The 24719-nt window shown below is 65.3% G+C and carries 25 protein-coding genes and 1 riboswitch; of the genes, 18 read left to right on the top strand and 7 right to left on the bottom strand.

Features of this window, described 5'->3' with window-relative positions; genetic code table 11:
* Nucleotides 1-2: 2 nt before the first annotated feature.
* The 5 genes from ACO550_RS02010 (at nt 3) to ACO550_RS01990 (ending at nt 4036) form a co-directional block, all read left to right on the top strand.
* On the top strand, nt 3-1211 hold the full coding sequence (locus ACO550_RS02010; protein WP_315593348.1) for an FAD-dependent oxidoreductase: 1209 nt from the start codon (nt 3-5) through the stop codon (nt 1209-1211).
* Nucleotides 1212-1224: 13 nt separating this feature from the next.
* A complete protein-coding gene (gene thiS / locus ACO550_RS02005; protein WP_315593347.1) occupies nt 1225-1422 on the top strand; it encodes a sulfur carrier protein ThiS in 198 nt (65 codons plus the stop codon).
* Nucleotides 1423-1428: 6 nt separating this feature from the next.
* Nucleotides 1429-2277, top strand: coding sequence for a thiazole synthase (locus ACO550_RS02000; protein WP_315593346.1), 849 nt, complete (start codon nt 1429-1431; stop codon nt 2275-2277).
* Nucleotides 2274-3404 (top strand): thiamine phosphate synthase, encoded by a 1131-nt coding sequence (locus ACO550_RS01995; RefSeq protein ID WP_315593345.1) that lies wholly within the window; start codon nt 2274-2276, stop codon nt 3402-3404. Before ACO550_RS02000 ends, ACO550_RS01995 begins: the two co-directional genes overlap by 4 nt.
* A gap of 155 nt (nt 3405-3559) precedes the next feature.
* Complete coding sequence (locus tag ACO550_RS01990; RefSeq protein WP_315593344.1) at nt 3560-4036, top strand: PaaI family thioesterase; 477 nt, start codon at nt 3560-3562, stop codon at nt 4034-4036.
* Here ACO550_RS01990 and ACO550_RS01985 read toward each other — a convergent pair.
* The gene (locus tag ACO550_RS01985; RefSeq protein ID WP_315593343.1) at nt 4033-4485 is read right to left on the bottom strand and encodes a PGDYG domain-containing protein; all 453 of its coding nucleotides are present in this window, start codon (nt 4483-4485) and stop codon (nt 4033-4035) included. The two genes, ACO550_RS01990 and ACO550_RS01985, sit on opposite strands and share 4 nt — an antisense overlap.
* A 6-nt stretch (nt 4486-4491) precedes the next feature.
* Nucleotides 4492-5322 (bottom strand): bifunctional hydroxymethylpyrimidine kinase/phosphomethylpyrimidine kinase, encoded by an 831-nt coding sequence (gene thiD, locus ACO550_RS01980; RefSeq protein ID WP_315593342.1) that lies wholly within the window; start codon nt 5320-5322, stop codon nt 4492-4494.
* A 100-nt stretch (nt 5323-5422) separates the two neighbouring features.
* Nucleotides 5423-5495, top strand: a riboswitch (S-adenosyl-L-homocysteine riboswitch).
* 129 nt (nt 5496-5624) lie between these two features.
* Here thiD and ahcY point away from each other — a divergent pair.
* From ahcY to ACO550_RS01960, 4 genes are all read left to right on the top strand, one after another.
* Entirely contained in the window at nt 5625-7043 is a 1419-nt protein-coding gene (gene ahcY / locus ACO550_RS01975; protein ID WP_315593341.1) for an adenosylhomocysteinase, read from the top strand.
* A 170-nt stretch (nt 7044-7213) separates the two neighbouring features.
* A complete protein-coding gene (locus tag ACO550_RS01970) occupies nt 7214-7561 on the top strand; it encodes a phage holin family protein (RefSeq protein WP_485994038.1) in 348 nt (115 codons plus the stop codon).
* A 37-nt stretch (nt 7562-7598) separates the two neighbouring features.
* On the top strand, nt 7599-8429 hold the full coding sequence (metF, locus tag ACO550_RS01965) for a methylenetetrahydrofolate reductase [NAD(P)H] (RefSeq protein WP_485994036.1): 831 nt from the start codon (nt 7599-7601) through the stop codon (nt 8427-8429).
* Between the two features lie 69 nt (nt 8430-8498).
* Nucleotides 8499-9275 (top strand): Mut7-C RNAse domain-containing protein, encoded by a 777-nt coding sequence (locus ACO550_RS01960; RefSeq protein ID WP_485994034.1) that lies wholly within the window; start codon nt 8499-8501, stop codon nt 9273-9275.
* A 1-nt stretch (nt 9276) separates the two neighbouring features.
* Here the strand turns inward: ACO550_RS01960 and ACO550_RS01955 are convergent, their stop codons facing one another.
* Both ACO550_RS01955 and ACO550_RS01950 read right to left on the bottom strand, forming a co-directional pair.
* A complete protein-coding gene (locus ACO550_RS01955) occupies nt 9277-10557 on the bottom strand; it encodes a trypsin-like peptidase domain-containing protein (protein WP_315596497.1) in 1281 nt (426 codons plus the stop codon).
* An 86-nt stretch (nt 10558-10643) separates the two neighbouring features.
* Complete coding sequence (locus ACO550_RS01950) at nt 10644-11252, bottom strand: 5-formyltetrahydrofolate cyclo-ligase (protein WP_315596496.1); 609 nt, start codon at nt 11250-11252, stop codon at nt 10644-10646.
* 101 nt (nt 11253-11353) lie between these two features.
* Here ACO550_RS01950 and ACO550_RS01945 point away from each other — a divergent pair, with 101 nt between their 5' ends.
* The 4 genes from ACO550_RS01945 to ACO550_RS01930 all read left to right on the top strand — a co-directional run bounded on the left by ACO550_RS01945 (nt 11354) and on the right by ACO550_RS01930 (nt 16502).
* Nucleotides 11354-13321, top strand: coding sequence for a lytic transglycosylase domain-containing protein (locus tag ACO550_RS01945; protein WP_315596495.1), 1968 nt, complete (start codon nt 11354-11356; stop codon nt 13319-13321).
* Between the two features lie 68 nt (nt 13322-13389).
* Complete coding sequence (locus ACO550_RS01940) at nt 13390-14412, top strand: NAD-dependent epimerase/dehydratase family protein (protein ID WP_315596494.1); 1023 nt, start codon at nt 13390-13392, stop codon at nt 14410-14412.
* Between the two features lie 156 nt (nt 14413-14568).
* Nucleotides 14569-15258 carry a glutathione S-transferase N-terminal domain-containing protein gene (locus ACO550_RS01935; RefSeq protein WP_315596493.1) on the top strand — a complete coding sequence of 230 codons (690 nt, stop codon included), beginning with the start codon at nt 14569-14571 and terminating at the stop codon, nt 15256-15258.
* 2 nt (nt 15259-15260) lie between these two features.
* Nucleotides 15261-16502, top strand: coding sequence for a multifunctional CCA addition/repair protein (locus tag ACO550_RS01930; RefSeq protein ID WP_315596492.1), 1242 nt, complete (start codon nt 15261-15263; stop codon nt 16500-16502).
* Between the two features lie 168 nt (nt 16503-16670).
* Here ACO550_RS01930 and ACO550_RS01925 read toward each other — a convergent pair whose 3' ends face one another.
* On the bottom strand, nt 16671-16865 hold the full coding sequence (locus ACO550_RS01925; RefSeq protein ID WP_315596491.1) for a DUF2905 family protein: 195 nt from the start codon (nt 16863-16865) through the stop codon (nt 16671-16673).
* 9 nt (nt 16866-16874) lie between these two features.
* Nucleotides 16875-18053 (bottom strand): class I SAM-dependent methyltransferase, encoded by a 1179-nt coding sequence (locus ACO550_RS01920; protein ID WP_315596490.1) that lies wholly within the window; start codon nt 18051-18053, stop codon nt 16875-16877.
* Between the two features lie 28 nt (nt 18054-18081).
* On the opposite strand from ACO550_RS01920, the gene ACO550_RS01915 reads away from it, so the two are divergent.
* From ACO550_RS01915 to ttcA, 3 genes are all read left to right on the top strand, one after another.
* Nucleotides 18082-18888: an SDR family oxidoreductase gene (locus ACO550_RS01915; RefSeq protein ID WP_315596489.1), complete on the top strand. Its 807-nt coding sequence runs from the start codon at nt 18082-18084 to the stop codon at nt 18886-18888.
* A 24-nt stretch (nt 18889-18912) separates the two neighbouring features.
* Nucleotides 18913-19311 carry a dihydroneopterin aldolase gene (locus ACO550_RS01910; protein ID WP_315596488.1) on the top strand — a complete coding sequence of 133 codons (399 nt, stop codon included), beginning with the start codon at nt 18913-18915 and terminating at the stop codon, nt 19309-19311.
* 114 nt (nt 19312-19425) lie between these two features.
* The gene (ttcA, locus tag ACO550_RS01905; protein ID WP_315596487.1) at nt 19426-20361 is read left to right on the top strand and encodes a tRNA 2-thiocytidine(32) synthetase TtcA; all 936 of its coding nucleotides are present in this window, start codon (nt 19426-19428) and stop codon (nt 20359-20361) included.
* Between the two features lie 35 nt (nt 20362-20396).
* On the opposite strand, the gene ACO550_RS01900 is transcribed toward ttcA, so the two are convergent.
* On the bottom strand, nt 20397-21203 hold the full coding sequence (locus ACO550_RS01900; RefSeq protein WP_315596486.1) for a DUF6279 family lipoprotein: 807 nt from the start codon (nt 21201-21203) through the stop codon (nt 20397-20399).
* Between the two features lie 266 nt (nt 21204-21469).
* Here ACO550_RS01900 and glmU point away from each other — a divergent pair, with 266 nt between their 5' ends.
* Entirely contained in the window at nt 21470-22834 is a 1365-nt protein-coding gene (gene glmU / locus ACO550_RS01895; RefSeq protein WP_315596485.1) for a bifunctional UDP-N-acetylglucosamine diphosphorylase/glucosamine-1-phosphate N-acetyltransferase GlmU, read from the top strand.
* A gap of 12 nt (nt 22835-22846) precedes the next feature.
* Nucleotides 22847-24685: a glutamine--fructose-6-phosphate transaminase (isomerizing) gene (gene glmS, locus ACO550_RS01890; protein ID WP_315596484.1), complete on the top strand. Its 1839-nt coding sequence runs from the start codon at nt 22847-22849 to the stop codon at nt 24683-24685.
* The last annotated feature ends 34 nt before the right edge of the window (nt 24686-24719 follow it).

The following is a 24719-nucleotide window of genomic DNA, read 5'->3' as shown; positions in this document are numbered from 1 at the left end:
CCATGACAGCAGTACAGTCCTTCGATGTCGCCATCCTTGGCGCCGGCCTGGCCGGGCGTTTGTCCGCCTGGCAACTGGTACGCGCAGGCGCCCGCGTGGCGCTGGTGGAGCGTGGCGGCCCCGACGGCAGCGGTTCCGCCGCGCATGTCGCGGCGGCCATGCTGGCGCCGCTGGCCGAATCGGCAATCGCCGAACGGCGTATCGTTGACCTCGGCATTGCCAGTGTCGACCTGTGGCGCAGCTGGATCCAGGCGCTGCCCGAACCCGTGTTTTTCCAGGAAGATGGCACGCTCGTGGTGTGGCACGCACGTGACCGCAGTGAAGTGTCGCTGTTCACCGGCCGCATGCGCGCGGTGGCGCCTCCCGAACTGGTGCAGGCACGCCTGCGCGCGCTCGACGGCAATGGCGTGGGCCAGGTGGAGCCGGCGTTGGCCGGGCGCTTTCCCCAGGGCCTGCTGCTGCAAGGCGAAGGGCAGCTCGACAACCGTGGCGCCATGCGCGCATTGCTGGCCTGCGCGATTGCGGGCGGCATGCACTGCGTGTGGGAAGCGGGCGAAGTCGACGCCGATGCGTTGCCGTCGCTCGGCATCCGTGCCGACGTGGTGCTCGACTGTCGCGGCCTTGGCGCACGTGCCGCGTGGACCGATTCGTCCGGCGCCCGCGAAAAGGCCCTGCCGGGCCTGCGCGGCCTGCGTGGCGAAGTGGTCCGCGTACACGCGCCCGATGTGAAGCTGCATCGCCCGGTGCGCCTGCTGCATCCGCGCTACCCGATCTACATCGCGCCGAAGCCCAACGATCTCTACGTGATCGGCGCCACCGAAATCGAAAGCGAGGACGACTCGCCGATGAGCGTGCGTTCCGCGCTCGAACTGCTGTCGGCCGCGCACTCGCTGCATCCCGCGTTTGGCGAGGCGCGCGTGCTTGAACTCAATGTGCAGCGCCGACCCACGCGTCCCGACCATCTGCCCGCGATCCGGGTGGACCAGCAAGCGCGTGTGGTGCGCGTGAACGGACTGTATCGGCACGGCTGGCTGATTGCGCCGGCCGTGACCGAAGCCGCATGCCACGTGGTGCGCGCCATGCTGGCCGGCGATCCGGCCGCGCATGCGGTGCCGTCTGCGCTACGCTGGCCCGGCATGATCGAGTCGGTGCAGGAGCCAGCGCAGCCTGCGCACGGCGTGCTGGCCGATGCGGGCGGCACGCTGCATTAATCAAGAAGACATCATGCAAATCCTGCTCAATGGCCGATCGCTGGAACTGCCCGATGCCGCGACGCTGGCCGACGCGGTGACGGCAGCCGCCATCGCGCCGCCATTCGCCGCCGCGGTGAATGGCCAGTTTGTTCCGCGTACCGCGCATGCCAATACATCGCTCGCCGCGGGCGACCAGATCGACCTCGTGCAACCCGTGACGGGAGGCTAAGCCACCATGACATTCGAACCTGCCGAAACCCTGCGCGATCCGTTCGTGCTGTACGGGGAATCATTCGATTCACGCCTGCTGCTGGGCACTTCCCGCTACCCGTCGCCTGCCACGCTGCAGGCCGCCGTGGAAGCGTCGCGCCCGGCCATGATCACGGTTGCGCTGCGCCGCCAGACCGCGGTGGGCAGTGGCGATGGCCAGACGCTCGGTGGCGAGACGTTCTGGCAGATGCTGCGCAAGCTGGGCGTACCGGTGTTGCCGAACACCGCCGGCTGCTTCGCGGCACAGGAAGTCATCACCACGGCCATGATGGCGCGCGAGGTATTCGAGACCGACTGGATCAAGCTCGAACTGATTGGCGATGACTACACGCTGCAGCCCGATACGCTGAACATGCCCGCCGTGGCGGAGACGCTGATCAAGGAAGGCTTCAAGGTGCTGCCGTATTGCACCGAGGACCTGGTGCTGTGCCGTCGGCTGCTCGACGTGGGCTGCCAGGCGCTGATGCCGTGGGCTGCGCCGATTGGCACGGGCCGGGGCGCGGTGAACCCGCACGCGATGCGCACGCTGCGCGACCGCTTGCCCGATACGCCGCTGATCGTCGATGCGGGCCTCGGCCTGCCGTCGCACGCGGCTCAGGTGCTGGAGTGGGGCTACGACGGCGTGCTGCTCAATACTGCCGTGGCGCAGGCCGCTTATCCGGTGAACATGGCACGCGCATTTGCGCTGGCCGTCGAGGCGGGCCGTACCGCGTACCTCGCCGGGCCGATGCCCGAGCGTGAGGTGGCGCAGGCCAGCACGCCCGTGGTTGGCATGCCGTTCTGGCATGCCGAAGGCGCGGAGGATCGTGCATGACGCGCCAGGGAGTTGCCGCGGCCATCGACGCCGCAATGTTCGAAGACCTGATGCAACGCTTCGCCACGATGTTCGGCCGTGACGAAGCGCCGTGGCAGGCATGGCAGGTTGCCAACGCGCCGGCTACGCTGGGCCATCACGACGTGGTGTTATCGGATGGCGAGGCGACCGCCGTCGAGATCGACCGTGTCAGCGCGGCCAATGCCGTGCTGATCGAATCGGAGCGTGAGGGCGGCCGCTGGATCGACACCGTGCGTTCGCCGATGGGCACCTGGGTGCTCGAGGTGGGCGCCGACGACGACACCGCGCATTCGCCGGCCTTCGTGGCGGTGCTGTGTGCGGCACTGTCGCTGCATTTCCCGGCGCATGATGCGTTGTGCATCGCCCGCGCATGGCAGCCGGGCAGCGCGACCTGGCCGAGCGACTTTGCACGCTTTCCGCGCGTTCGCCACGCAGCGCTGGCGTCTCCCGACCAACCTGCGAAGGCGTTCGCGCCGTGCCCTCCGGACCTTGGCCTCTATGCGGTCATGCCCACGGCGGCATGGATCGAAAAGCTCGTGCCGCTGCAGGTGCCGACCGTGCAACTGCGCTTCAAGTCCGACGATGCCGCCGCCGTGAAGGCCGAGATTGCGCGCGCCGCCAAGGCCGCCAAGGGCTCGGCGTCACGGCTGTTTATCAATGACCACTGGCGCGTGGCCATCGACCATCACGCCGCCTGCGGCGGTGACAGCGGTATCTACGGCATCCACCTCGGACAGGAAGATCTAGACGAAGCCGATCTCGATGCGATTCGCGCCTCGGGTCTGCGCCTTGGCGTCTCGACGCATGGCTATGCCGAAATGCTGCGGGTGGCGGCGCTTGCGCCCAGCTACCTGGCGCTCGGAGCGATCTTCCCGACCACGACCAAGATCATGCCGACCCAGCCGCAAGGCATGGGACGGTTCCAGTCGTACGTGAAGCTGATGAAGCCGGTGATTCCGTCGCTGGTTGGTATCGGCGGCGTGAATGCCAGCAATATGCGTGAGGTACTGGCCGTGGGCGTGGGCAGCGCGGCCGTGGTGCGCGCGATTACCGAGGCCAGCGATGTGCCTGCGGCAGTGAACGGGCTGAACGCGTTGTTTGTGTGACCGTTGCGTCGGTGTTGACGCTCCGGCTCTCCCCCAGCCCTCTCCAGGAGGCGGCGCAGGCGGGAGAGGGGAGCGAAAGTTTGGGCGCTAACCGGCCATTGACGCTGGTCGTGCCACGCCATTCCGCATATCCTCTCCATCCAGTCATCAAAGGAATGAGGTTCCGCCATACGGAACCCTGCAGAGAGGAAACAGCTGTGACCCAGATCATCCCCGCCGCGCCTGGCACCCCCGAAAAGCCTTACTTCGGCATCGACATTCCGCTGATGCGCCTGCTGGGCCTGCAGCCCGAGTACATGGAAGAGGGCCTGTGCCGCACGCGCCTGCCGGCCAATGCCAATGTGGTGAACAGCCGTGGTGACGTGCATGGCGGCACATTGATGGCGGTACTGGACTTCACGCTGAGCGGCGCGGCACGCTCGCACGCGCCGCTGGACGTGGGCGTGATCACGATCGACATGTCGACGCATTTCCTGTCGGCCGCGCGCGGGGAACTGACGTTCGAATCGCGTTGCATTCGCCGTGGCAACAAGATTGCCTTCTGCGAGGGCGAGGCCCGCGACGCGTCAGGCACGGTGTGCTGCGTGGCCCGCGCGTCGTTCAAGCTCGTGCAGTTGGCCGGCGGAAATTAACCCTGCGGCGCCGGCGACGTTTCGGCCGGTCGATAGACGGCCAGGAACCGCACTCGCTCGGTGATGCCATAGTCGCCGGGCGCATATTGCATCAGCCAGTCGCCCGGCTTGCCGGTCAGTACGTCGCCACCAGCCGAGCGCTCGATCGCGAACGCTTGCGCCATTTCCCGGGCTAGCACCGGCACCGGCTGGTTCCGATAGGGGCCGGCCTCGCCATGGGCGTGCGGCCCGGCGGCGACGTAGCGCGCGTCGAACCGTTCGCGGGAGACCACCCAGCGGTCGCCCGTGGCGCCGGTCACGATGGCATCGCCGCGCCCATACCGGTTCGGGCCTTCGCGGCTGATCAGTTCGCCCGGTTCGGCGGCGAAAACCACCTGTACGGTTTCATTCTTTACGTACCAGCGCGCGGCAGGGTCGTCGCGCAAGTCGACGTTGGTCAGCGTTTGCATGTCGATTTACCCCAGTACCCGTGGCGCGAAGCCGTGATTGAGCGGGCCGTTGCCGGCCCCGATGCGATACTGCGCGCCGGCGGCAATTGCCTGGGCGACATAGTCGAGCGCGGTGCCCACGGCGTCGGGCAGCGCGTTGCCGCGCGCCAGTTGCGCGGCGATGGCGGCAGCCAGCGTGCAGCCGGTGCCGTGCAGGTTCGGCGTGTCGATGCGCGGATGCGTGTACACGCGCGTGGTGCCGTCGGCAAGCATCAGGAGGTCATCGAGACCCGTGGCGCCGGGGCCATCGTCCTCCAGATGCCCACCCTTGAGCAGCACGGCCTGGCAACCCATGGCCAGCAGGTCGGCGGCGGCGCTTTCCATCTCGGCACGACGCGCGATGCGGCGGCCCAGCAGGTAAGACGCTTCCGGCAGGTTCGGCGTGACCAGCATCGCACGCGGGAACAGCAGCCTGACCATTGCCTGGCTGGTTGCGTCGTCTGACAGCGTGGCGCCCGAGGTCGAGATCATGACCGGGTCCACCACAAGCTTGCGGATACCGTGACGGTCCACGGCGCCGGCCACGGCCTCGACGATGGCGGCCGTGCCGAGCATGCCGGTCTTGGCCGCATCCACGCCGATATCGCTGGCCACCGCGTCGATCTGCGCGGCCACCATGTCGGCCGGGATGGCATGCACGCCGGTCACGCCCAGCGTGTTCTGGGCCGTGATGGCCGTGATCGCGCTCGTGCCAAAACAGCCGAGCGCGGCAAAGGTCTTCAGGTCCGCCTGGATGCCGGCGCCGCCACCGGAGTCGGAACCGGCGATGGTCAGGGTGCGGGGTGGCGTGGGGAGCATGTGCAAGGCGCGAACAATCGGAAACAAAAAGCTGGCAAAAAGCCGGAAAAAATCTAGGGGTTCGCGCCACAGGTCGCGAACAGGCACGCTACAATACCGCCACTCCGAGGAGCGTTGCAACGGATGGCTCGCCATTCGCCAGGCTCGGACTGTCTCAACGGCGCTCGCTGTTCCGTGGTTTGCACGGACGCGAGTCGACCTGTCTGCCTGCCAGCCAAATGTCACGTGCTACGTGCATCGTGCGTGGCGCGGCCACATTCCTCCCGTCCCTGCGTCCACTTCTACATCGAACGGAGTGACTCATGAACGCTGTGACTGACCTCAAGCAAGACTACATCGTGGCCGACATCGGCCTGGCCGGCTGGGGCCGCAAGGAAATCGCCATCGCCGAAACCGAAATGCCGGGCCTGATGGCAATCCGCGACGAATTCGCCGCCGCCCAGCCGCTCAAGGGTGCCCGCATCGCCGGTTCGCTGCACATGACGATCCAGACCGCCGTGCTGATCGAAACGCTCAAGGCACTGGGCGCCGACGTGCGCTGGGCCTCGTGCAACATCTACTCGACGCAGGACCATGCCGCCGCCGCGATCGCCGCAACGGGCACGCCGGTATTTGCGTTCAAGGGCGAATCGCTGAAGGAATACTGGGACTTCACGCACCGCATCTTCGACTGGACCAACGGCGAGACGCCGAACATGATCCTGGACGACGGCGGCGACGCCACGCTGCTGCTGCACCTGGGCGCCCGCGCCGAGAAGGATGCATCGCTGATTGCCAAGCCGACCAGCGAGGAAGAAACCTACCTGTTCGCGGCCATCAAGGAAAAGCTGGCCAAGGATCCGAGCTGGTACAGCCGTAACCTGGAAGCCATCCGCGGCGTGACCGAGGAAACCACCACGGGCGTGCACCGCCTGTACCAGATGGCACAAAAGGGTGAACTGAAGTTCCCGGCCATCAACGTGAACGACTCGGTGACCAAGAGCAAGTTCGACAACCTGTACGGCTGCCGTGAATCGCTGGTGGACGGCATCAAGCGCGCCACCGACGTGATGATCGCCGGCAAGATCGCCATCGTGGCCGGCTACGGCGACGTGGGCAAGGGCAGCGCCCAGGCGCTGCGCGCGCTGTCGGCCCAGGTGTGGGTGACCGAGATCGACCCGATCTGCGCACTGCAGGCCGCCATGGAAGGCTACCGCGTGGTGACGATGGACTACGCCGCCGAACACGGCGACATCTTCGTGACCTGCACCGGCAACTACCACGTGATCACGCATGACCACATGGCAAAGATGAAGGACCAGGCCATCGTCTGCAACATCGGTCACTTCGACAACGAGATCGACATCGCGTCGATCGAGAAGTACGAATGGGACGAGATCAAGCCGCAGGTTGACCACGTGGTGTTCCCGGACGGCAAGAAGCTGATCATCCTGGCCAAGGGCCGCCTGGTGAACCTGGGCTGCGCCACGGGCCACCCGTCGTACGTGATGAGCAGCTCGTTCGCCAACCAGACCATCGCCCAGATCGAACTGTGGGCCGAGCGCGACAGCGGCAAGTACCCGGTTGGCGTGTACGTGCTGCCGAAGCACCTGGACGAGAAGGTGGCACGCCTGCAGCTGCGCAAGCTCAACGCGCAACTGACCGAGCTGACCGACCAGCAGGCCGCCTACATCGGCGTGCAGAAGCAAGGCCCGTACAAGGCCGACCACTACCGCTACTGATCGGTACCGCCCGATCCCCACTCCCGCCGTTTGTAGCGGGCACCCCTCTCCCGCGTGCGGGAGAGGGGTGGGGGAGAGGGCAGCGCGCCAACTGCGCGATGCGGCTTGTACAAACCGTGCAGTGACTGACGCCACTCAAAGACCAGAACCAACCACAACAAAGGACTCCCATGAGACTGTTGGCCGTTTGGATCATCAATGCCGCATCGCTGTTCCTGGTGGGTAGCCTGATCAGCGGAATCCATCTTGGCGGTTTCGGCTCGGCAATGCTTGCCGCGCTGGTGCTGGGGCTGGTCAATACGCTGATCCGGCCGATCCTGGTCATCCTGACACTGCCGGTCACGTTGCTGACGCTGGGCCTGTTCATCTTCGTCATCAACGCGCTGCTGTTCCTGTTTGTCGGCAACCTGCTGCAGGGGTTTGTCGTCGACGGCTTTGGCTCGGCGTTGCTCGGCTCCATTCTCTACAGCGTGATCTCGTGGATCCTGTCGAGCGTATTGCTCGGCGACCGCGACTGACACTTTTGCGGGGCGCCGCCCGCGCGGCGTGCCAATCATGACTGACCGCTACTACAGCTTCGAATTCTTCCCGCCCAAGACCGCGGAAGGCGCGGAGAAACTGCGCAATACGCGTGCGCAACTGGCGCCGCTGCAGCCCAAGTACATCTCGGTGACGTTCGGCGCCGGCGGTACCACGCAACAGGGCACGCTCGACGCCGTGCTGGAAATCCAGCGCGAGGGTATCGAGGCCGCGCCGCACCTGTCGTGCGTGGGCTCCTCGCGCGAAAGCATCCGCGACATTCTCAAGACCTACCGCGATGGCGGCATTCGCCATATCGTGGCCCTGCGCGGCGACATGCCGTCGGGCATGGGCGAAATCGGTGAGTTCCGCTACGCCAATGAACTGGTCGAGTTCATCCGCGCGGAAACCGGCGACTGGTTCAATATCGAAGTGGCTGCGTATCCCGAGTACCATCCGCAGGCCCGCTCGCCGCGTCACGACCTGGAAAATTTCGTGCGCAAGGTGAAGGCCGGCGCCAACTCGGCGATCACGCAATATTTCTTCAACGCCGACGCGTACTTCCGCTTTGTCGACGATGTGCGCGCAATGGGCGTCGATGTGCCGATCGTGCCCGGCATCATGCCGATCACGAATTATTCGCAACTGATGCGCTTCTCTGAAATGTGCGGCGCCGAAGTGCCGCGCTGGGTGGCCAAGAAGCTCGAATCGTTCGGCGACGACAAGGAAGCGATCCGCGCGTTCGGCCTCGATGTGGTGACGGGACTGTGCGAACGCCTGCTCCAGGCGGGTGTGCCGGGCCTGCACTTCTACACGCTGAACACGGCCAGCGCCACCAAGGCGATCTGGCAGCGGCTCAAGCTGTAATCTCCGGCTCGCCGCGCCGGCAGATCATCGTGTATCTGCGGCGCGGCCGATGGTGTCATACTCGACGCCATGGTCACCGCCACCTTCCGTTTCTACGAGGAACTGAATGATTTCCTGGCGCCATCGCAGCGCCGGCGGGATCTGTCGTGCCCCTGCGCACGGGCGGCCACGGTCAAGCACATGATCGAGGCACTCGGCGTGCCGCATACCGAGGTCGAACTGATCCTCGTGAACGGCGAGTCCGCGGTGTTCGAGCAAGTGGTCCAGGATGGAGACCGCGTGGCGGTCTATCCGAAGTTCGAATCACTCGATATCTCGCCATTGCTGCGGGTCCGCGAGCAACCGCTGCGGGTAATCCGCTTCGTTGCCGATGCCCATCTGGGAGGCCTGGCGCACCTGCTGCGCATGACCGGCTTCGACACGCTCTACGACAATCATTTCGAGGATCGCGAGATCGCGCGCATTGCCGCCGATGAGCACCGTATCGTGCTGACCCGCGACCGCGAACTGCTCAAGCGGCGCGAGATCACGCACGGCTGTTATGTACGCGCGATCAAGTCGGCGCTACAGGCGCGCGAGATCTTCGCGCGGCTCGATCTCGCCAACAGCGCCCGGCCGTTCTCGTTATGCCTCGACTGCAATGTACCGTTGCACCGGATCGACAAGGCCGACGCACAGGGACGCGTGCCGGAGGGCGTATTCGAGCGTCATCAGCGCTTTGTCACATGCCCGCACTGCCGGCGCGTGTTCTGGGAAGGCTCGCACTGGCGCAGGATGCAGGAACTGGTGTCTGCGCTGCTGCGCAGCCCGGACCCGGAACCAGCCCGGGACTGCGCTGCGGACTGAATTATTCGAAACGGTGGTCGACCAGCACCAGGCTCTCATCGAGCCGGTCATAGCGGTGCGCATAGCTCGCATCGAAGCGCACCACGCGCCGCAGCTCGGGCACATACCAGAGCGAGATCTTGTAGGGCACCGACACCGTATTGCCTACGGCGCCCGCTCCATAGAACGAGCGCATTACCGTACCGTCGTAGGTAATGCGCAACGCGCGAACTTCGCCCGTGGACAGGCGGAACGGACTCTCGCCGGTGATGCGGCCGGTCAGCTCCGTACGCGAATCGCTGCCGGGCGCCTTGTAGGTGTACTTCCAGCGCATGCCGACCTTTGCATCGGCAGGGACCCAACCTCCGGGAGGGGAAAGATTGTCGATTTCACCGCCAATCGGCGACGTCATCTTCTGCAGGCGACCGTCGAGTGATTCCACGCGGGCGCCCTGGTTGAAGATCACCTTGTCGCCATCGATCCGGTCGACGCGATACACCACCTCGCGCTTGAGCTTGGTCAGGCGGTCGGTCAGTTCGTAGCGCCAGGTTTCGCCTACGCGTGGCGGCTCGCTGACTTGCGGCGCCGTGTCGGGTGCAGCCGGGCTGGCGGCTGCGACAGGTGCAGCGGGTGCGGCGAGTACTGCCGTGGGTTTGTAGTCGGCCAGCGAACGCGCGCTGCGCGCCGGGGCGGTGGCAATCCATGCGGACGGCAACGCGCTGGCGAGCTTCTCGCCTTGCGCGCCGCGTGTCAGCACGCCCACCAGTCGTCCGCTGTCGTCGAACAGGCCGCCGCCGCTCATGGCGGCGGTGGGCGCGACCGTTGCCTGGATACGGTCCAGGCCGCCGTCGGGTCCGGCGCGCAGGCCGGCTACGGTGCCCTGGTTGATCGATACCCGGCCATCCTCGGCCGCGACGGCCGTGAATACGCGTTGCCCGAACGCCGGCGCACCGGCTGCGATGCCTACCGCCGGCGCGTTGAAGTTGGCCACCTTGAGCAGGCAAACATCACGCTCGACGTCTGGGGCATCGAGCGTGGCGCCGTAGCTGACATTGTCGCGCTGGATCATCACGGTCTTGGCGCCCGCCAGCACGTGGCAGGCCGTCACCAGCTGGCCCGGCGCGGTGACCACGGCGGAGCCGGTGGAGAGCGGCGCGCGCTGCGGTCCGAGCGTGGCAACCGTAAAGACGCTTGGGCTGACCTTGGCCAGCAACTGGCCCGCGTCGAGCGCAAGTGCCGGGGCAGGAACGAGGGAATACAGCGTGAACAGGCCAGCGGCCGCTTTCAGGGTTGTCTTATTCATGAAGGCTATTTTTCTTGTTCGCGGTGCCGACGCCCCGTGGAGGCGTCACCGGCTATTGATGTGTGACCCGCGCGATGCCCGCCAGATTACATCACACCCCGTTCCGTCACCAGCCAGTCCATCGGCAGGTCGTGCGCCTGCGCAACAAGTGGAATCCGGCACGCGTCGAAGCCGATGCCGATGGCCAGCGGCGTTGCGCCAAGCTGCGCCATGGCTGCCAGCGTGCGGTCGTAGAAGCCGCCGCCATAGCCTAGCCGGAACTTATCGTCGTTGAAACCGACACAGGGAATGAGCAGCGCGTCGGGCAACACGGCCTCGGTGCCGTCGGGTACCGGAATGCCGTAGTGGCCGGCGCGCATTGTCGTCTCGGGGGTCCAGGAATGGAAATCGAGCGGCGCGCCGGGGCGGCTGACCACGGGCAGCGCGGCCATGCGCCCGGGCATGGCGGCAAGCCATTGTGCTACCGCCTGGCGTGCATCGAATTCCTGCTGGATTGGCCAGTAGAAGCCTAGCCGCCGCACACCGAGGCGTTCGAGCAGAAGCCCGAGCGCGTGTTCGATACTGGCGTCGGCCGCCATGCGTCCGGGCAGCGCGGCGCGTAGCGCCAGCAGTTGACGGCGCAATGCACGGCGCGCTTCGGCAGCATCGAATTGGCGGGCGTCTGGACCGTTGTCCGGGGCTTGGGTTGGGGGCATGGCGTGCAATAATGGCCGGCGAACAGACATTCAGAGACAAACAAGAACTTGCGTGCCTGTCTCCATCATGGGCACGCGCGACCACTTAAGGGATAGCAAGAATGCCGAAGGGAGTATATCTGCGCCATGCAGGCCGCGCCGCCTGGCTCGCATTTGCGGGGGCACTACTGGCCACGCCAGTCCATGCGCAGAAAAAACCGGCGCCGCAGCCGCGCCCGGCCACGCAACAGCCGGCCGTGCAGACCATTCCGTCGACTCCGGACGATGCCTTCGTCGCGCTGCGCGAAGCCGCCCGCAAGAATGACGTGGATCGCGCCGCCGCGATTTCCGCCACGCTGGTCGATTACCCGATTCCGTCCTACGTCGAATATTTCCGCATCAAGCCGCAGATGTTTGATGCCGGTGGCCAGCCGCGCATCGATACACCCGATGCCGAAATCGCCGCATTCCTGCAGCGCTACCAGGGCGAGGCCATTGCCGATCGCATGCGTAACGACTGGCTGCTGGTGCTGGGCAAGAAACGCGACTGGGCCAACTTCGATATCCAGTATCCGCAGTTCGTGCTCAAGGACGACACGCAGGTGGAGTGCTACGCGCTGCTGTCGAAGGCGCTCAAGGGCCAGAACGTGGCGGCCGAAGCACGAGCCGTACTGGTCGACCCGCGCTACCTGGGCGACGGCTGCGTGGACCTGATCAGCTATCTGGCGCAAAGCCAGCAGATCCAGCGCAGCGACGTGGCCTTCCAGGCACGCCAGGCGCTGGAACAGAACTACACCACGCTGGCCGCGAAGATCGCCGCCGCCGTGCCCGATGCGCGCGCGGACAGCGATCCGCTGGCTACCGTGGTCAAGATGGCGCGCAACGATCCCGCGCAGGCTTCGGCCTATTTGAGCACCATGGTCGGCAACCTGTCGCGCGACGAGCAGGGTGCCGCGTGGGGCGTGATCGGCCAGTTCGCGGCCAAGAAACTGATGCCGGAAGCCGCGGGCTACTATCGCCGCCAGATGGACCTGGGCGGCAACCAGTGGTTGTCCGACGAATCGCAGGAATGGCGCGTGCGCGCCGCATTGCGCCAGGGCGACTGGAAGCAGGTGCGCCAGTCGATCGAACTGATGCGCCCCGAACTGCGCGCCAAGGATCCGGCCTGGACATACTGGTATGGCCGCGCACTGAAGGCCGATGGCCGCACCAGCGATGCGCAGGCGCAATTCCAGTCGATCGCCGGCCAGTTCAATTTCTACGGCCAACTGGCCAATGAAGAACTGGGCAACCGCATCACGCTGCCGGCGCGCACCGCGGTCAGCGATGCCGAGGCCATGGCCATGCGCACGCGTCCCGGCTTTGTGCGTGCACAGAAGTTCTACGACCTGAACCTGCGTTTCGAAGGCAATCGCGAATGGAACTGGGAACTGCGCGGCATGAACGACCGCGAGCTGCTGGCTGCCGCCGAGTACGCGCGCAAGATCGAACTGCTCGACCGTACCGTCAATACGTCTGACCGTACCAAGGCCGAACACGATTTCGCACAGCGTTTCCCGATGCCGTATCGCGACATCATGCAGCGTGCCACCGATGACGTGGGCCTCGACATGGCCTGGGCCTATGGCCTGATCCGCCAGGAATCGCGCTTCATCATGAACGCGCGTTCGTCTGCCGGTGCGCATGGCTTGATGCAGGTCATGCCCGCCACGGCGAAGTACGTGGCCAAAAAGATTGGCATGACGGACTTCTCGCCGTCGATGATGGGCGATCCGAATATCAATATCCTGCTCGGTACAAATTACATGAGCATGGTGCTGACGGATCTCGATAGTTCATGGACGCTGGCCTCGGCAGGCTACAACGCCGGCCCGGGACGCCCCAAATCATGGCGTTCCAGCCTCTCGCGGCCCGTGGAAGGCGCGATCTTTGCAGAGACGATCCCGTTCACGGAAACGCGCGTCTATGTCAAGAATGTGCTTTCCAACGCTACGTACTATGCTGCATTGATGAGTGGCCGTCCCCAGTCGCTGAAAGACCGGCTGGGAGTGGTCGCGCCGTCCTCGGTCACGACGACCAGCCTGCCCTGATCGGCCCGGCTCCGTGACACGGGAACGCGCATGAATGCCAGCGCATCGCGTTTGTCACGGAGCCCACCATGCAGACCAGCAATGTCCTAGTCATCGGGGGCGCCGGCTTTATCGGCAGCCACCTCGTGTCCCGCCTGGCCGGCGCGGCGTCAGCGTCAGGCGCGCCGCTCGAACCGGCCTCCAATCCCGATAGTCCGATCGCCCCCGACCGCATCGTGGTCGGCACGCGCAATGTCGAACACGCGCAGCACCTGCTGCTGTTGCCGCGCGTGGAGGTTGTCGAGCTCGGACTGGCCGATGCCGCCGTGCTTGACGATGCGATCGGATCGCTCGGTGTCGATGGCATCGTGGTCAATCTGGTGGGCGTGCTGCATGGCGATCGCGCCGACCCCTACGGGCCGCAATTCGCCGCCGCGCACGTCGACCTGCCGCGCCAGATCGTGGAGGCATGCAACCGGACGGGCGTACACAGGCTGATTCACATGAGCGCGCTGGGTGCCGATACGCATGGCCCTTCCATGTATCTGCGCAGCAAGGGCGAGGGCGAACGCCTGGTACGCGAAAGCGGCCTGCAGTGGACCGTCCTGCGGCCATCGGTGGTGTTCGGTCCCGATGATCATTTCCTGAACCTGTTTGCCCAGTTGCAGCAGATGGCGCCGGTGGTGCCGCTGGCCTGTGCCCATGCGCGCTTCCAGCCCGTGTTCGTGATGGACGTGGTGCAGGCATTCGTCAATGCCATGGCCAATCCGTCGACCGTTGGCCGCACCTATGATCTGGGCGGCCCGCAGGTGTACACGCTCGAGGAACTGGTGAAGTTTGCCGGGCGTGCATCGGGGCATCCACGGCCCGTGATTGCACTGCCCGATGCGCTGGCGCGCATGCAGGCGGCGGTTCTCGAACATATGCCCGGCGGTACGGTACTGTCGCGCGACAACCTCGACTCGATGCGTCTCGACAATGTGCTGGCCCAGCCCATGGCGCCAGAGCTCGGTGTGCATCCGGTCAGCCTGGAAGTGGTGATGACCGATGTATTGGGTGGCCGCAGCCGCGACACCGCATTGCAGGCAATGCGCGGCAGCGTGCATCGGTAAAGCTGCCCCCAACGGCGTTGTGATCAGCGCTCACAGCCTTGCTAGCGCATTTCGTTTGGAGGCCCCGCGCCGGATAGATAGAATGTCTGGTTCGGGACGCTTGGCCGCACGCCGGCGCCCGTTGCACCCCAGATCTCCGCCCCCAAGGAATTCGCGATGAAGCTCGTCATCGGCAACAAGAACTATTCGTCCTGGTCGCTGCGCCCCTGGCTGTTGTTGCGCCATGCCGGTATCGCGTTCGAGGAAATCCCGCTGCGCCTGTTCACGAAGGCGTTCGACGCGGAGATCGCGCGCTACTCGCCCGCCGGCAAGGTGCCCGCGCTGATCGATGGCGACGTGACCGTGTGGGATTCGCTTGCGATCTCGGAATACGTGGCCGAGCGCTTTCCGGCGAAGCATCTGTGGCCGGCCGATGCGGCCGCGCGGGCCGTGGCGCGTTCGGTCTGCGCCGAGATGCACGCCGGCTTCGGCAACCTGCGCAGCCAGATGCCGATGAACAGCACCGCGGTACTGCCGGGCATTGGCTGGAGCGTGGCAGTGCAGCGCGATATCGATCGCATCGCGGCGATCTGGACCGACCTGCGCACGCGTCACGGCGCAAAGGGCCCGTTCCTGTTTGGCGAGTTCACGATCGCCGACGCTTTCTATGCCCCCGTGGTCAGCCGCTTTGCCACCTATGGCGTGCATCTGCCCGAAGCCGCCAAGGCCTATGCCGACTTCATCCTGTCATTGCCTGCCATGCAGGAATGGGTGGCCGGCGCGCGCGAGGAGCGCGACTTCGTGGTGGCTGACGAACCGTACCGCACGCAGCCGGACCGGCCCGACGCGATCATCGTGACGGGCTGATCATGCAGGTGTATGCCGTTGGCGGGGCCATCCGTGACCAGTTGCTGGGCGCGCCAAGCCAGGACCGCGACTACGTGGTAGTGGGGGCCACGCCGGCGCAGATGGAAGCCGCCGGCTTCAAGCCGGTCGGGAAGGATTTTCCGGTTTTCCTGCATCCCGTTACCAAGGCCGAGTACGCGCTCGCACGTACCGAGCGCAAGACGGCGGTGGGCTATAAGGGGTTTGCGTTCTACACCGGCCCCGATGTCACGCTTGAAGACGATCTGGTTCGACGCGACCTGACCATCAACGCGATGGCCCAGGCCGTGGATGAACACGACAACCTGATTGGCCCGATCGTCGATCCATACGGCGGCCAGCGCGATCTGGCGGCACGTGTGTTTCGCCATGTGTCCGATGCGTTTGCAGAGGATCCCGTGCGCATCCTGCGGGCAGCGCGCTTTGCGGCGCGTTTTCACGCGTTCACGGTGGCGCCCGAGACGGTTGGGTTGATGCAAAGGATGGTCGAGCAGGGCGAAGTCGACGCGCTGGTGCCGGAACGTGTGTGGCAGGAACTGGCGCGTGGCCTGATGGAGGCCAGGCCATCGCGCATGTTCGATGTACTGCGCGAATGCGGCGCGCTGGCGCGGCTGATGCCGGAACTCGATCGGCTGTGGGGCGTGCCGCAGCGTGCCGACTACCATCCGGAAGTCGACACCGGCGTGCACGTGATGATGGTGGTCGACTACGCGGCCCGCACGGATGCATCGCTGCCGGTGCGCTTTGCCGCGCTCACGCACGACCTGGGCAAGGGCACCACACCCGAGGATGTCTTGCCACGCCATATCGGCCATGAGCAGCGCAGCGTCAAGTTGCTGGAAGCGGTTTGCCAGCGACTGCGCGTACCGAACGATTGCCGCGAACTGGCGCTGCTGGTGGCACGCGAACACGGCAATATCCACCGCTCGACCGAATTCGGGGCCGCTGCGCTGACGCGGCTCGTGGAGCGTTGCGACGCGCTGCGCAAACCGGGTCGCTTTGCCGAAGCGTTGCAGGCGTGCGAGGCCGATGCGCGCGGGCGGCTGGGCTTCGAAGACCGCGACTATCCGCAGACCGGGCGGTTGATGGCCGCACGCGATGCGGCGGCATCGGTCGATGCGGGCGCGATTGCGAAAGCGTGCGCGGACAAGGTGGAACTGATCAAGGATCGCGTGCACCAGGCGCGGGTGGCAGCGGTTGCGCAGCGGCTGGGGTTGTCGGAATAGGGCACGCTGACCCCATTGTTTTCTCCCCTCTCCCGCGAGCGGGAGAGGGGCGGGGGAGAGGGTCAGCGGTTCAATTTGCGAGAGTCGGCAAGCAGAACCTCATGCCCTCTCCCCCAACCCCTCTCCCGCCGGGCGGGAGAGGGGAGCAAACAGGCGGGATGCAGCCAGCTACAAAAACTTCCCGATCACCAGTGCCACCAGCGACAACAGGATCGTCGACGCGAACGGCAGCACGTATTCCTTGCCGAACAGCCTGAAGCGGACGTCGCCGGGCAGTCGTCCGAGTCCGATCTTCTGCAGCCATGGCAGCGAGGCCGACAGCACGATCACGCACAGGAAGATGGTCAGGGTCCAGCGCAGCATGATTGATGTTCAGAGGGCAAAGGTTCGATCGCCGCGCGCAAAGCCCGCCAGCGGCAACGCATCGTCGAGGTCGCGGGTCAGGGCAATGACCTTGAACAGCTCACCCATTTCCGCTTCGCTCAGCAGCTTCTGCACGGCATTGGCTTGCGGCAGGAAAGCGCGGGCGTCGGACGGGTCCAGCGACATCATCAGGTCGGTGATGCCGGCATTCATCAGGAAGCGCGCCTGCGAGGCAAAGCCCGCCACGGTCAGTCCGGCTTCCACTGCCGCCTGCGCGATGCCGCTGAAGTTCACGTGCGCGGTAATGTCCTGCAGGCCCGGATACAAAAACGGATCCGGATGCGCATGATGGCGGTAGTGGCACATCAGTGTGCCGCCCACGCGTTGCGGGTGGTAATACTCCGACGCAGGGAAACCGTAGTCGATGAAGAAGGCCGCGCCACGTTCGAGCATGGCGCCGACTGCGCGCGTAAAACCTTCGGCTTCGGCATGGGTCTCGGTGACCACGTCGTGATCGCCGGGCACATCCTTCAAAGCCGCGGGCACGGCCGCGTCGTCGAGTGGCCGGTCTTCGAATGCAAAGGTACCGTCGTGGCGCGCCACGCCGCGTTCGTGCCATATGCCGCCGTTGCGCGCGAACAGCCGAACCGGCATCGCGTCGAGAACCTCGTTGCCGACGATCACGCCTTCGAAGCGTTCGGGCAGTTCGTCGAGCCATGTCACGCGGCCGGCCAGGTGCGGGGCGCGTTGCGTCAGTGTGTCTTGCTGGCGCGCGCGCAGTTCACCGGACAGTTCGACGATGTAGTAGGTCTCGGGGAGCGCCGCTTCGGCTTCCAGCGCCAGTAGCAGGTCGGCTGCCAGGCGACCCGTGCCGGCGCCGAATTCCATCACGCGCGGCAGGTTCATGCCGATCAGTGGCGCCAGCTGGCGGGCCAGCGTACGCGCGAAAAACGGGGTCAGTTCGGGGGCGGTGATGAAGTCGCTGCCATCGCTGGCGTCGCGGCCGAACTTGGCGGCGCCGCCGCTGTAGTAGCCCAGGCGCGGGGCATAGAGCGCGCGCGACATATAGCGATCGAAGCCGATCCAGCCGCCAGCGGCCGCGATGGCGTCGCCAATGACAGTGGAAAGGGCGGTCGACGCGTCAAGCGCATCGGCGGGGGGAAGGGGTAGACTAGCGACTTTCTGCATACCGCGAATTGTAGCAATGCCAGACTCAATGAATCAGGGCGCCACTGGCGCTCAATCCGGTGGCTCGCGCGGCGTCGCGCTGGTCACCGGTGGCGCACGCCGGCTGGGCCGGGCCATCGCACTCGAACTCGCCGCGCAGGGCTGGGACGTGGCCGTCCACTGCAATCGCTCGCGCGACGAAGCTGATGCGCTGGCCGCGCAGATCGGCAAGCTGGGGCGCCGCGCCGCGGTGCTGCAGGCCGACCTGTCCGACGAAGCCGCCACCTCCAGGCTGATCGCCAGCTGCATCGATGCGCTCGGCGTGCCGTCGTGCCTGGTCAACAATGCATCGCTGTTCCAGTACGACGTGGCGACCAGCTTCTCGTATGGTTCGCTCGACACGCACATGCGCACCAATGTTGCCGCACCGCTGCTGCTGGCGCGAGAGATGCACAAGGCGCTTGGCGCCGATGGCAACGAGACCGAGCAGCGCGGCGTGGTGATCAACCTGCTGGACCAGAAGCTCAACAACCTGAACCCGGACTTCCTGTCCTACACGCTGTCGAAGTCGGCGCTGCAGACCGCCACCGTGCAGCTGGCCCAGGCGCTGGCGCCGCGCCTGCGTGTGGTGGGCGTGGCCCCCGGCATCACGCTGGTGTCCGGCGACCAGTCCGACCCGGGCTTTGTCCGTGCGCATGGCATGACCCCGCTTGGCAAATCGTCCACGCCGGACGATATTGCGCAGGCCGTGGCCTACCTGGCCGTGGCGCGCGCCGTGACCGGCACCACGCTGTATGTCGACGGCGGCCAGCACCTGATGCCGCTGGCCCGCGACGTGATGTTCCTGACTGAATAAAGCCGTAACTTGATTGCCCCCGCCATGACCTTTGCCGCCCTTTCCCATCCCAGCCTGCACGACTGCCGTCGCATGTTCCTGCGCAACTACGAAGTGCAGATCAATATCGGCGTGCATGAATTCGAGAAAAAGGGCGAACAGCGCGTGCTGGTGAATATCGACCTGTTCGTGTCGCTGGCCGAGACCACACCCCATGCCGACAAGCTTGAGGAAGTCGTGGACTACGACTTCATGCGCAATACGGTGGCCGCGCGCATGGCCCAGGGCCATATCCACCTGCAGGAAACGCTGTGCGACGACGTCGCGCACGCCATGCTGCAGCACCCGAAGGTGCGCGCCGTGCGTGTGTCGACCGAGAAGCCCGATGTCTATCCCGATTGCGAGTCGGTGGGCGTCGAAGTCTTCCATATCAAGCAGGGCTGAGCCGGAACAGCGCCGGACGGGCCGGTCCAGTAGAATATCGCCCCGTCAATTCCGGCTTTTCTTTCGGGTGACCGGGCCATTGTTCAGCGCCCACACCCGTTACAGGTGCGTCTTATGAGTCACTCCGCTAACTTCTACCGCCTTGAAACCCGCCTGCAGTCGCTGACCGGCAAGGCCATCGGCGACTTCGGCATGATCGAGGACGGCGACACCGTGCTCGTCTGCATGAGCGGCGGCAAGGACTCGTACACGATGCTGTCGGTCCTGATGGCGCTGCAGAAGCGCGCGCCCATCCAGTTCAAGCTGATTGCGATGAACCTGGACCAGAAGCAGCCCGGGTTTCCCGAGCATATCCTGCCCGCGTACCTGAAGTCGCTGGGCGTGGAATACCTGATTGTCGAAGCCGACACCTATTCGATCGTCAAGGAAAAGGTGCCCGAGGGCAAGACCACGTGCTCGCTGTGCTCGCGCCTGCGCCGTGGCGTGATCTACCGCACGGCCAAGGAGCTTGGCGCCAACAAGATTGCGCTGGGCCATCACCGCGACGACATCGTCAACACGTTCTTCCTGAACATGTTCTTTGGCGGCAAGATGAAGGCGATGCCGCCGAAGCTGGCCACCGATGACGGCCAGCACATCGTGATTCGCCCGCTGGCATATTGCGCGGAGAAGGACATCGCGTCGTATGCACGTGCGATGGAATTCCCGATCATCCCGTGCAACCTGTGCGGTTCGCAGGAAAACCTGCAACGCAAGAAGGTGAGCGAGATGTTGCAGGCCATGGAGCGTGAAAACCCGGGCCGTATCGACAACATCTTCGCGGCATTGCGCAACGTGGTGCCGTCGCACCTGGCCGATACTGACCTGTTCCCGTTCACGGGGCTCGCCACGGGCCTGGCCAAGGTCGATGAAGCATCGCTGTTCGGTGAGACCACCTATACCCAGCAGGCACTGACGTTCACCGGCAGTGTCGATGCGAACCGCATGGAGTTCGTACGGTTCGACAAGCTGCAGAAGGCTGGCGAGCAAGCCCCGCAATCCGCAACCTGAGCGGCGGCCTGGGTGGCGACCTGCGCGGCCGGCGCCTACTTTGCCGCCTGCGACGATCCGCCGCTGTCCCGCATCAGGGAGCGGGTATCGTCGATCCATTTCTGGAAACGGTCCGATGCGTGGGCCTTCTGCTCGGCGGTGGTCAGGTTTGCGATCTTGACGGTCAGGTCCACGCCGGCCGCGGTGCTGCGTTGTTCGCCGGTGCCCGGCCGCTGCCAGTGGTCGGCGTATTTGCGCAGCATGTCTTCGGCCTGCGCCTTGGGTGGGCGCGTGGTGGATATCTCGCGCGCCAGCGCGACCCATTCCTGCTGCCGCTTTACGCGCTCCGCATAGCGGGCTTCGGCCCCTTGCATATACGGCCCCATCGCGTCACGGATCGTTTGCTCCTGCTCCCTTGAAAAGCTGCCGTAGATCAGCTTGGAGTAGTCCATGATCTTGTCGAAGCGCGCCTCGGTGCGGGCTGCGGGGTCCGGCTTCAGGAATTCCTTGCGGTACTTGGCATTGCTCTCGGCAAACTTGCTTTCCATGCGCTTGAGCTGGTCGGGCGTCAGCGTCAGTGTCAGGTCGGCCAGGTCGGGAATGGCATTCTCGAACGCCTGGCGTCCCAGCCGGTTGGTGTCCTGCTGCACCTGGCGGATCATCCCCGCATCCACCGGGCCGGCCACTTCACCCTTTACCCGGGTCAGCACACTGGCAATCTCGGGAAGCTGGGCGCGCCGGTGCCAGGCAAAAAAGCGCGCTATGGCCTCCTTGGTCGGCGGTTCCTGCGCATCCGACACATCCACATAGCGGTCTACCCACCAGTAGGCCAGCTTGTCGCCCTGCTGGTAGCCGAGCTTCATGGCGTTGCATCCGCCCAACGCCGCAATGATGGTAAATGCTGCAAACCATGCAAAAACGCGTCGTGACCAAATGTGAACAACCGTAACGCCAAGTGATCGACCCGGTGTGGCACGGGGGCGCATGCTAGAATCGGCGCGCATGTTTCCGGGGCCGGTGAATCGCCCGCCAGCCCAATCGTGGCAACGGTTTGGCCACATCGGCCGCAGTGCTCCCAGGATCGGATTCTTCAGTTTTTTCTCAGACACACTCACTTAGGAACCTCCTTGTGAATATCGTCATTCTTGCCGCGGGCATGGGCAAGCGCATGAATTCCGCGTTGCCCAAGGTACTGCACCCGGTTGCCGGCCGCTCGATGCTGTCCCACGTGCTCGACACCGCCCGCACGCTGTCGCCATCGCGACTGGTCGTGGTGGTTGGCCACGGTGCCGAGCGCGTGCGCGAAGCCGTGGCCGCCGACGATGTTGCCTTCGCCGAGCAGGCGCAGCAACTGGGCACGGGCCACGCCGTCATGCAGGCGCTGCCGCTGCTCGATGACGGCCAGCCCACGCTGGTGCTGTATGGCGACGTGCCGCTGACGTCCGCCGCCACGCTCGCGCATCTCGTGCAGGCCGCCGGCAATGAGCGCCTGGGCGTCCTGACGGTCGAGATGCCCGATCCTACCGGATACGGCCGCATCGTTCGCGATGCCGCAGGCAATATCGTCCGCATCGTCGAGCAGAAGGATGCCAGCGAGGAAGTGCGTGCGATCCGCGAGATCAACACCGGCATCATCGTCTGCCCGACGGCGCATCTGCGCCGCTGGTTGTCCACGCTGCGCAACGACAACGCGCAAGGTGAGTACTACCTGACCGACACCATCGAACGCGCCGCCGGCGACGGCGTGGAGATCGTGTCGGCCCAGCCGGCCGAGCTGTGGGAGACGCTGGGCGTCAACAGCAAGGTCCAGCTGGCCGAAGTCGAGCGCATCCACCAGCTCAATATCGCCCAACGCCTGCTTGAAGCGGGCGTCACGTTGCTGGATCCGGCGCGCATCGACGTGCGCGGCCAGCTGACCTGCGGGCGCGACGTGACCATCGATGTAGGCTGCGTATTCGAAGGCCAGGTACACCTGGAGGATGGCGTGCACATCGGTGCGCACTGCGTGATCCGCAACACCACCGTGGGCGCTGGCGCACGCGTGCAACCGTTCTGCCATTTCGAGGAAGCAAAGATCGGGCCGGACGGCCGTATCGGTCCGTATGCGCGGCTGCGGCCCGGTACCGAACTGGGCCAGGATGTGCACATCGGCAATTTTGTCGAGATCAAGAACAGCCAGATCGCCGACCATAGCAAGGCCAATCACCTGGCCTACGTGGGCGATACCACCGTGGGGCAGCGCGTGAACATTGGCGCGGGTACCATCACTTGCAACTATGACGGCGTGAACAAGCACCGCACCGTCATCGAGGACGATGTGTTCATCGGCTCCGATACGCAGCTGGTGGCGCCCGTGACCGTACGTCGCGGCGCGACCATCGGTGCCGGTACCACGTTGACCAAGGAAGCGCCGGCCGACAAGCTCACGTTGTCGCGCGCAAAGCAGATGACCATCGATGCCTGGCAGCGTCCGGTCAAGCAACCGAAAAAATAAGGGGTTCACAGCATGTGTGGCATCGTCGGCGCGGTTTCGCACCGCAATATCGTTCCCGTCCTGATCGAAGGGCTGCGTCGCCTGGAATACCGTGGCTATGACTCGTGCGGTGTGGCCGTGGTGCGTGACGCGATCCTGGAGCGCGCCCGCACGGTGTCGCGCGTGGCCGATCTGGATACGCAGACGCAGTCGTCCGGCCTGGGTGGCCAGATTGGTATCGCGCACACGCGCTGGGCCACGCACGGCAAGCCCGACACGGTCAATGCGCACCCGCATTTCTCGGACGAGACCATCGCGCTCGTGCACAACGGCATCATCGAGAACTATGAGCCGTTGCGCGACGAACTGCGCGCGGTTGGCTACGGCTTTGAATCGCAGACCGATACCGAAGTCGTGGCTCACCTGGTGCACCAGGCCTACACGTATCCGAGCAGCGCCACGCGTGGCGACCTGTTCGCATCGGTGCGCGCGGTGACCAAGCGCCTGCATGGTGCCTACGCGATTGCCGTGGTGGCCAAGGACCAGCCCGATGTGGTGGTGGGCGCGCGTGCCGGTTCGCCGCTGGTGGTGGCGCTGGGCACTGACGAATCATTCCTGGCATCGGACGCACTGGCCGTGGCCGGTACCGCGAACCGCATCATTTACCTGGAAGAAGGCGACGTCGTGGAACTCACGCGCGCCGGCGCGACGATCCGCGACGTGCACGACCACGAAGTGCAGCGCGAAGAGCGCGTGGTGGAAGCGCATGCCGCCGCGGTGGATCTCGGTCCGTATCGCCACTTCATGCAGAAGGAGATCTTCGAGCAGCCGCGCGCACTGGGCGACACGCTGGAAGGCATTGCCGCGATCTCGCCGGAGCTGTTTGGCGATAACGCCGAGCAGGTCTTTGCCGGGATCGACAGCATTCTGATCCTGGCCTGCGGCACCAGCTACTACTCGGGCTGCACGGCCAAGTACTGGCTGGAATCGATCGCGAAGATCCCGACCCAGGTGGAAGTGGCCAGCGAGTACCGCTACCGCGACACGGTGCCGAATCCGCGCGCGCTGGTGGTGGTGATCTCGCAGTCGGGTGAGACCGCCGACACCATGGCCGCATTGCGCCACGCGCGTTCGCTGGGCCATACGCATACGCTGGCGGTCTGCAACGTGGCTACGAGCGCGATGGTGCGCGAGACCGAACTGCGTTTCCTGACGCGTGCCGGCACCGAGATCGGCGTGGCATCGACCAAGGCATTCACGACGCAGCTGGCTGCGCTGTACATGCTGACGCTGGCGCTGGCCAAGGTGCGCGGCCATCTGACCGAGGCACAGGAAGCTGATGCACTGACCAACCTGCGACACCTGCCCGCTGCCCTGCACGGCGTGCTGGCGCTGGAGCCGCAGATCATCGCGTGGTCCGAAGATTTCGCACGCCGCGAGAACGCGCTGTTCCTGGGCCGTGGCCTGCACTATCCGATCGCACTGGAAGGCGCGCTCAAGCTCAAGGAAATCTCGTATATCCACGCCGAGGCCTACCCGGCCGGCGAGCTCAAGCATGGCCCGCTGGCGCTGGTGACCGAGGCGATGCCGGTGGTGACCGTGGCGCCGAACGATGCGCTGCTGGAGAAGCTGAAGTCCAATATCCAGGAAGTGCGTGCGCGTGGTGGCCGCCTGTACGTGTTTGCCGATGCCGACACGCATATCCAGTCGTCGGACGGTATCCAGGTGATCCGCATGCCAGAACACTACGGCGCGCTGTCTCCCATCCTGCATGTGGTGCCGCTGCAGTTGCTGGCCTATCACACGGCCTGCGCACGTGGCACCGATGTCGACAAGCCGCGTAACCTGGCGAAGTCGGTGACCGTGGAGTAATTTCCGCGCCGTTGCAGTGAACCGATGAAGCAAT

It is taken from the genome of Cupriavidus sp., from assembly GCF_057315035.1.
Note: the sequence above shows the minus strand (reverse complement) of the source record. Positions and strands in the feature narration are given on the sequence as shown.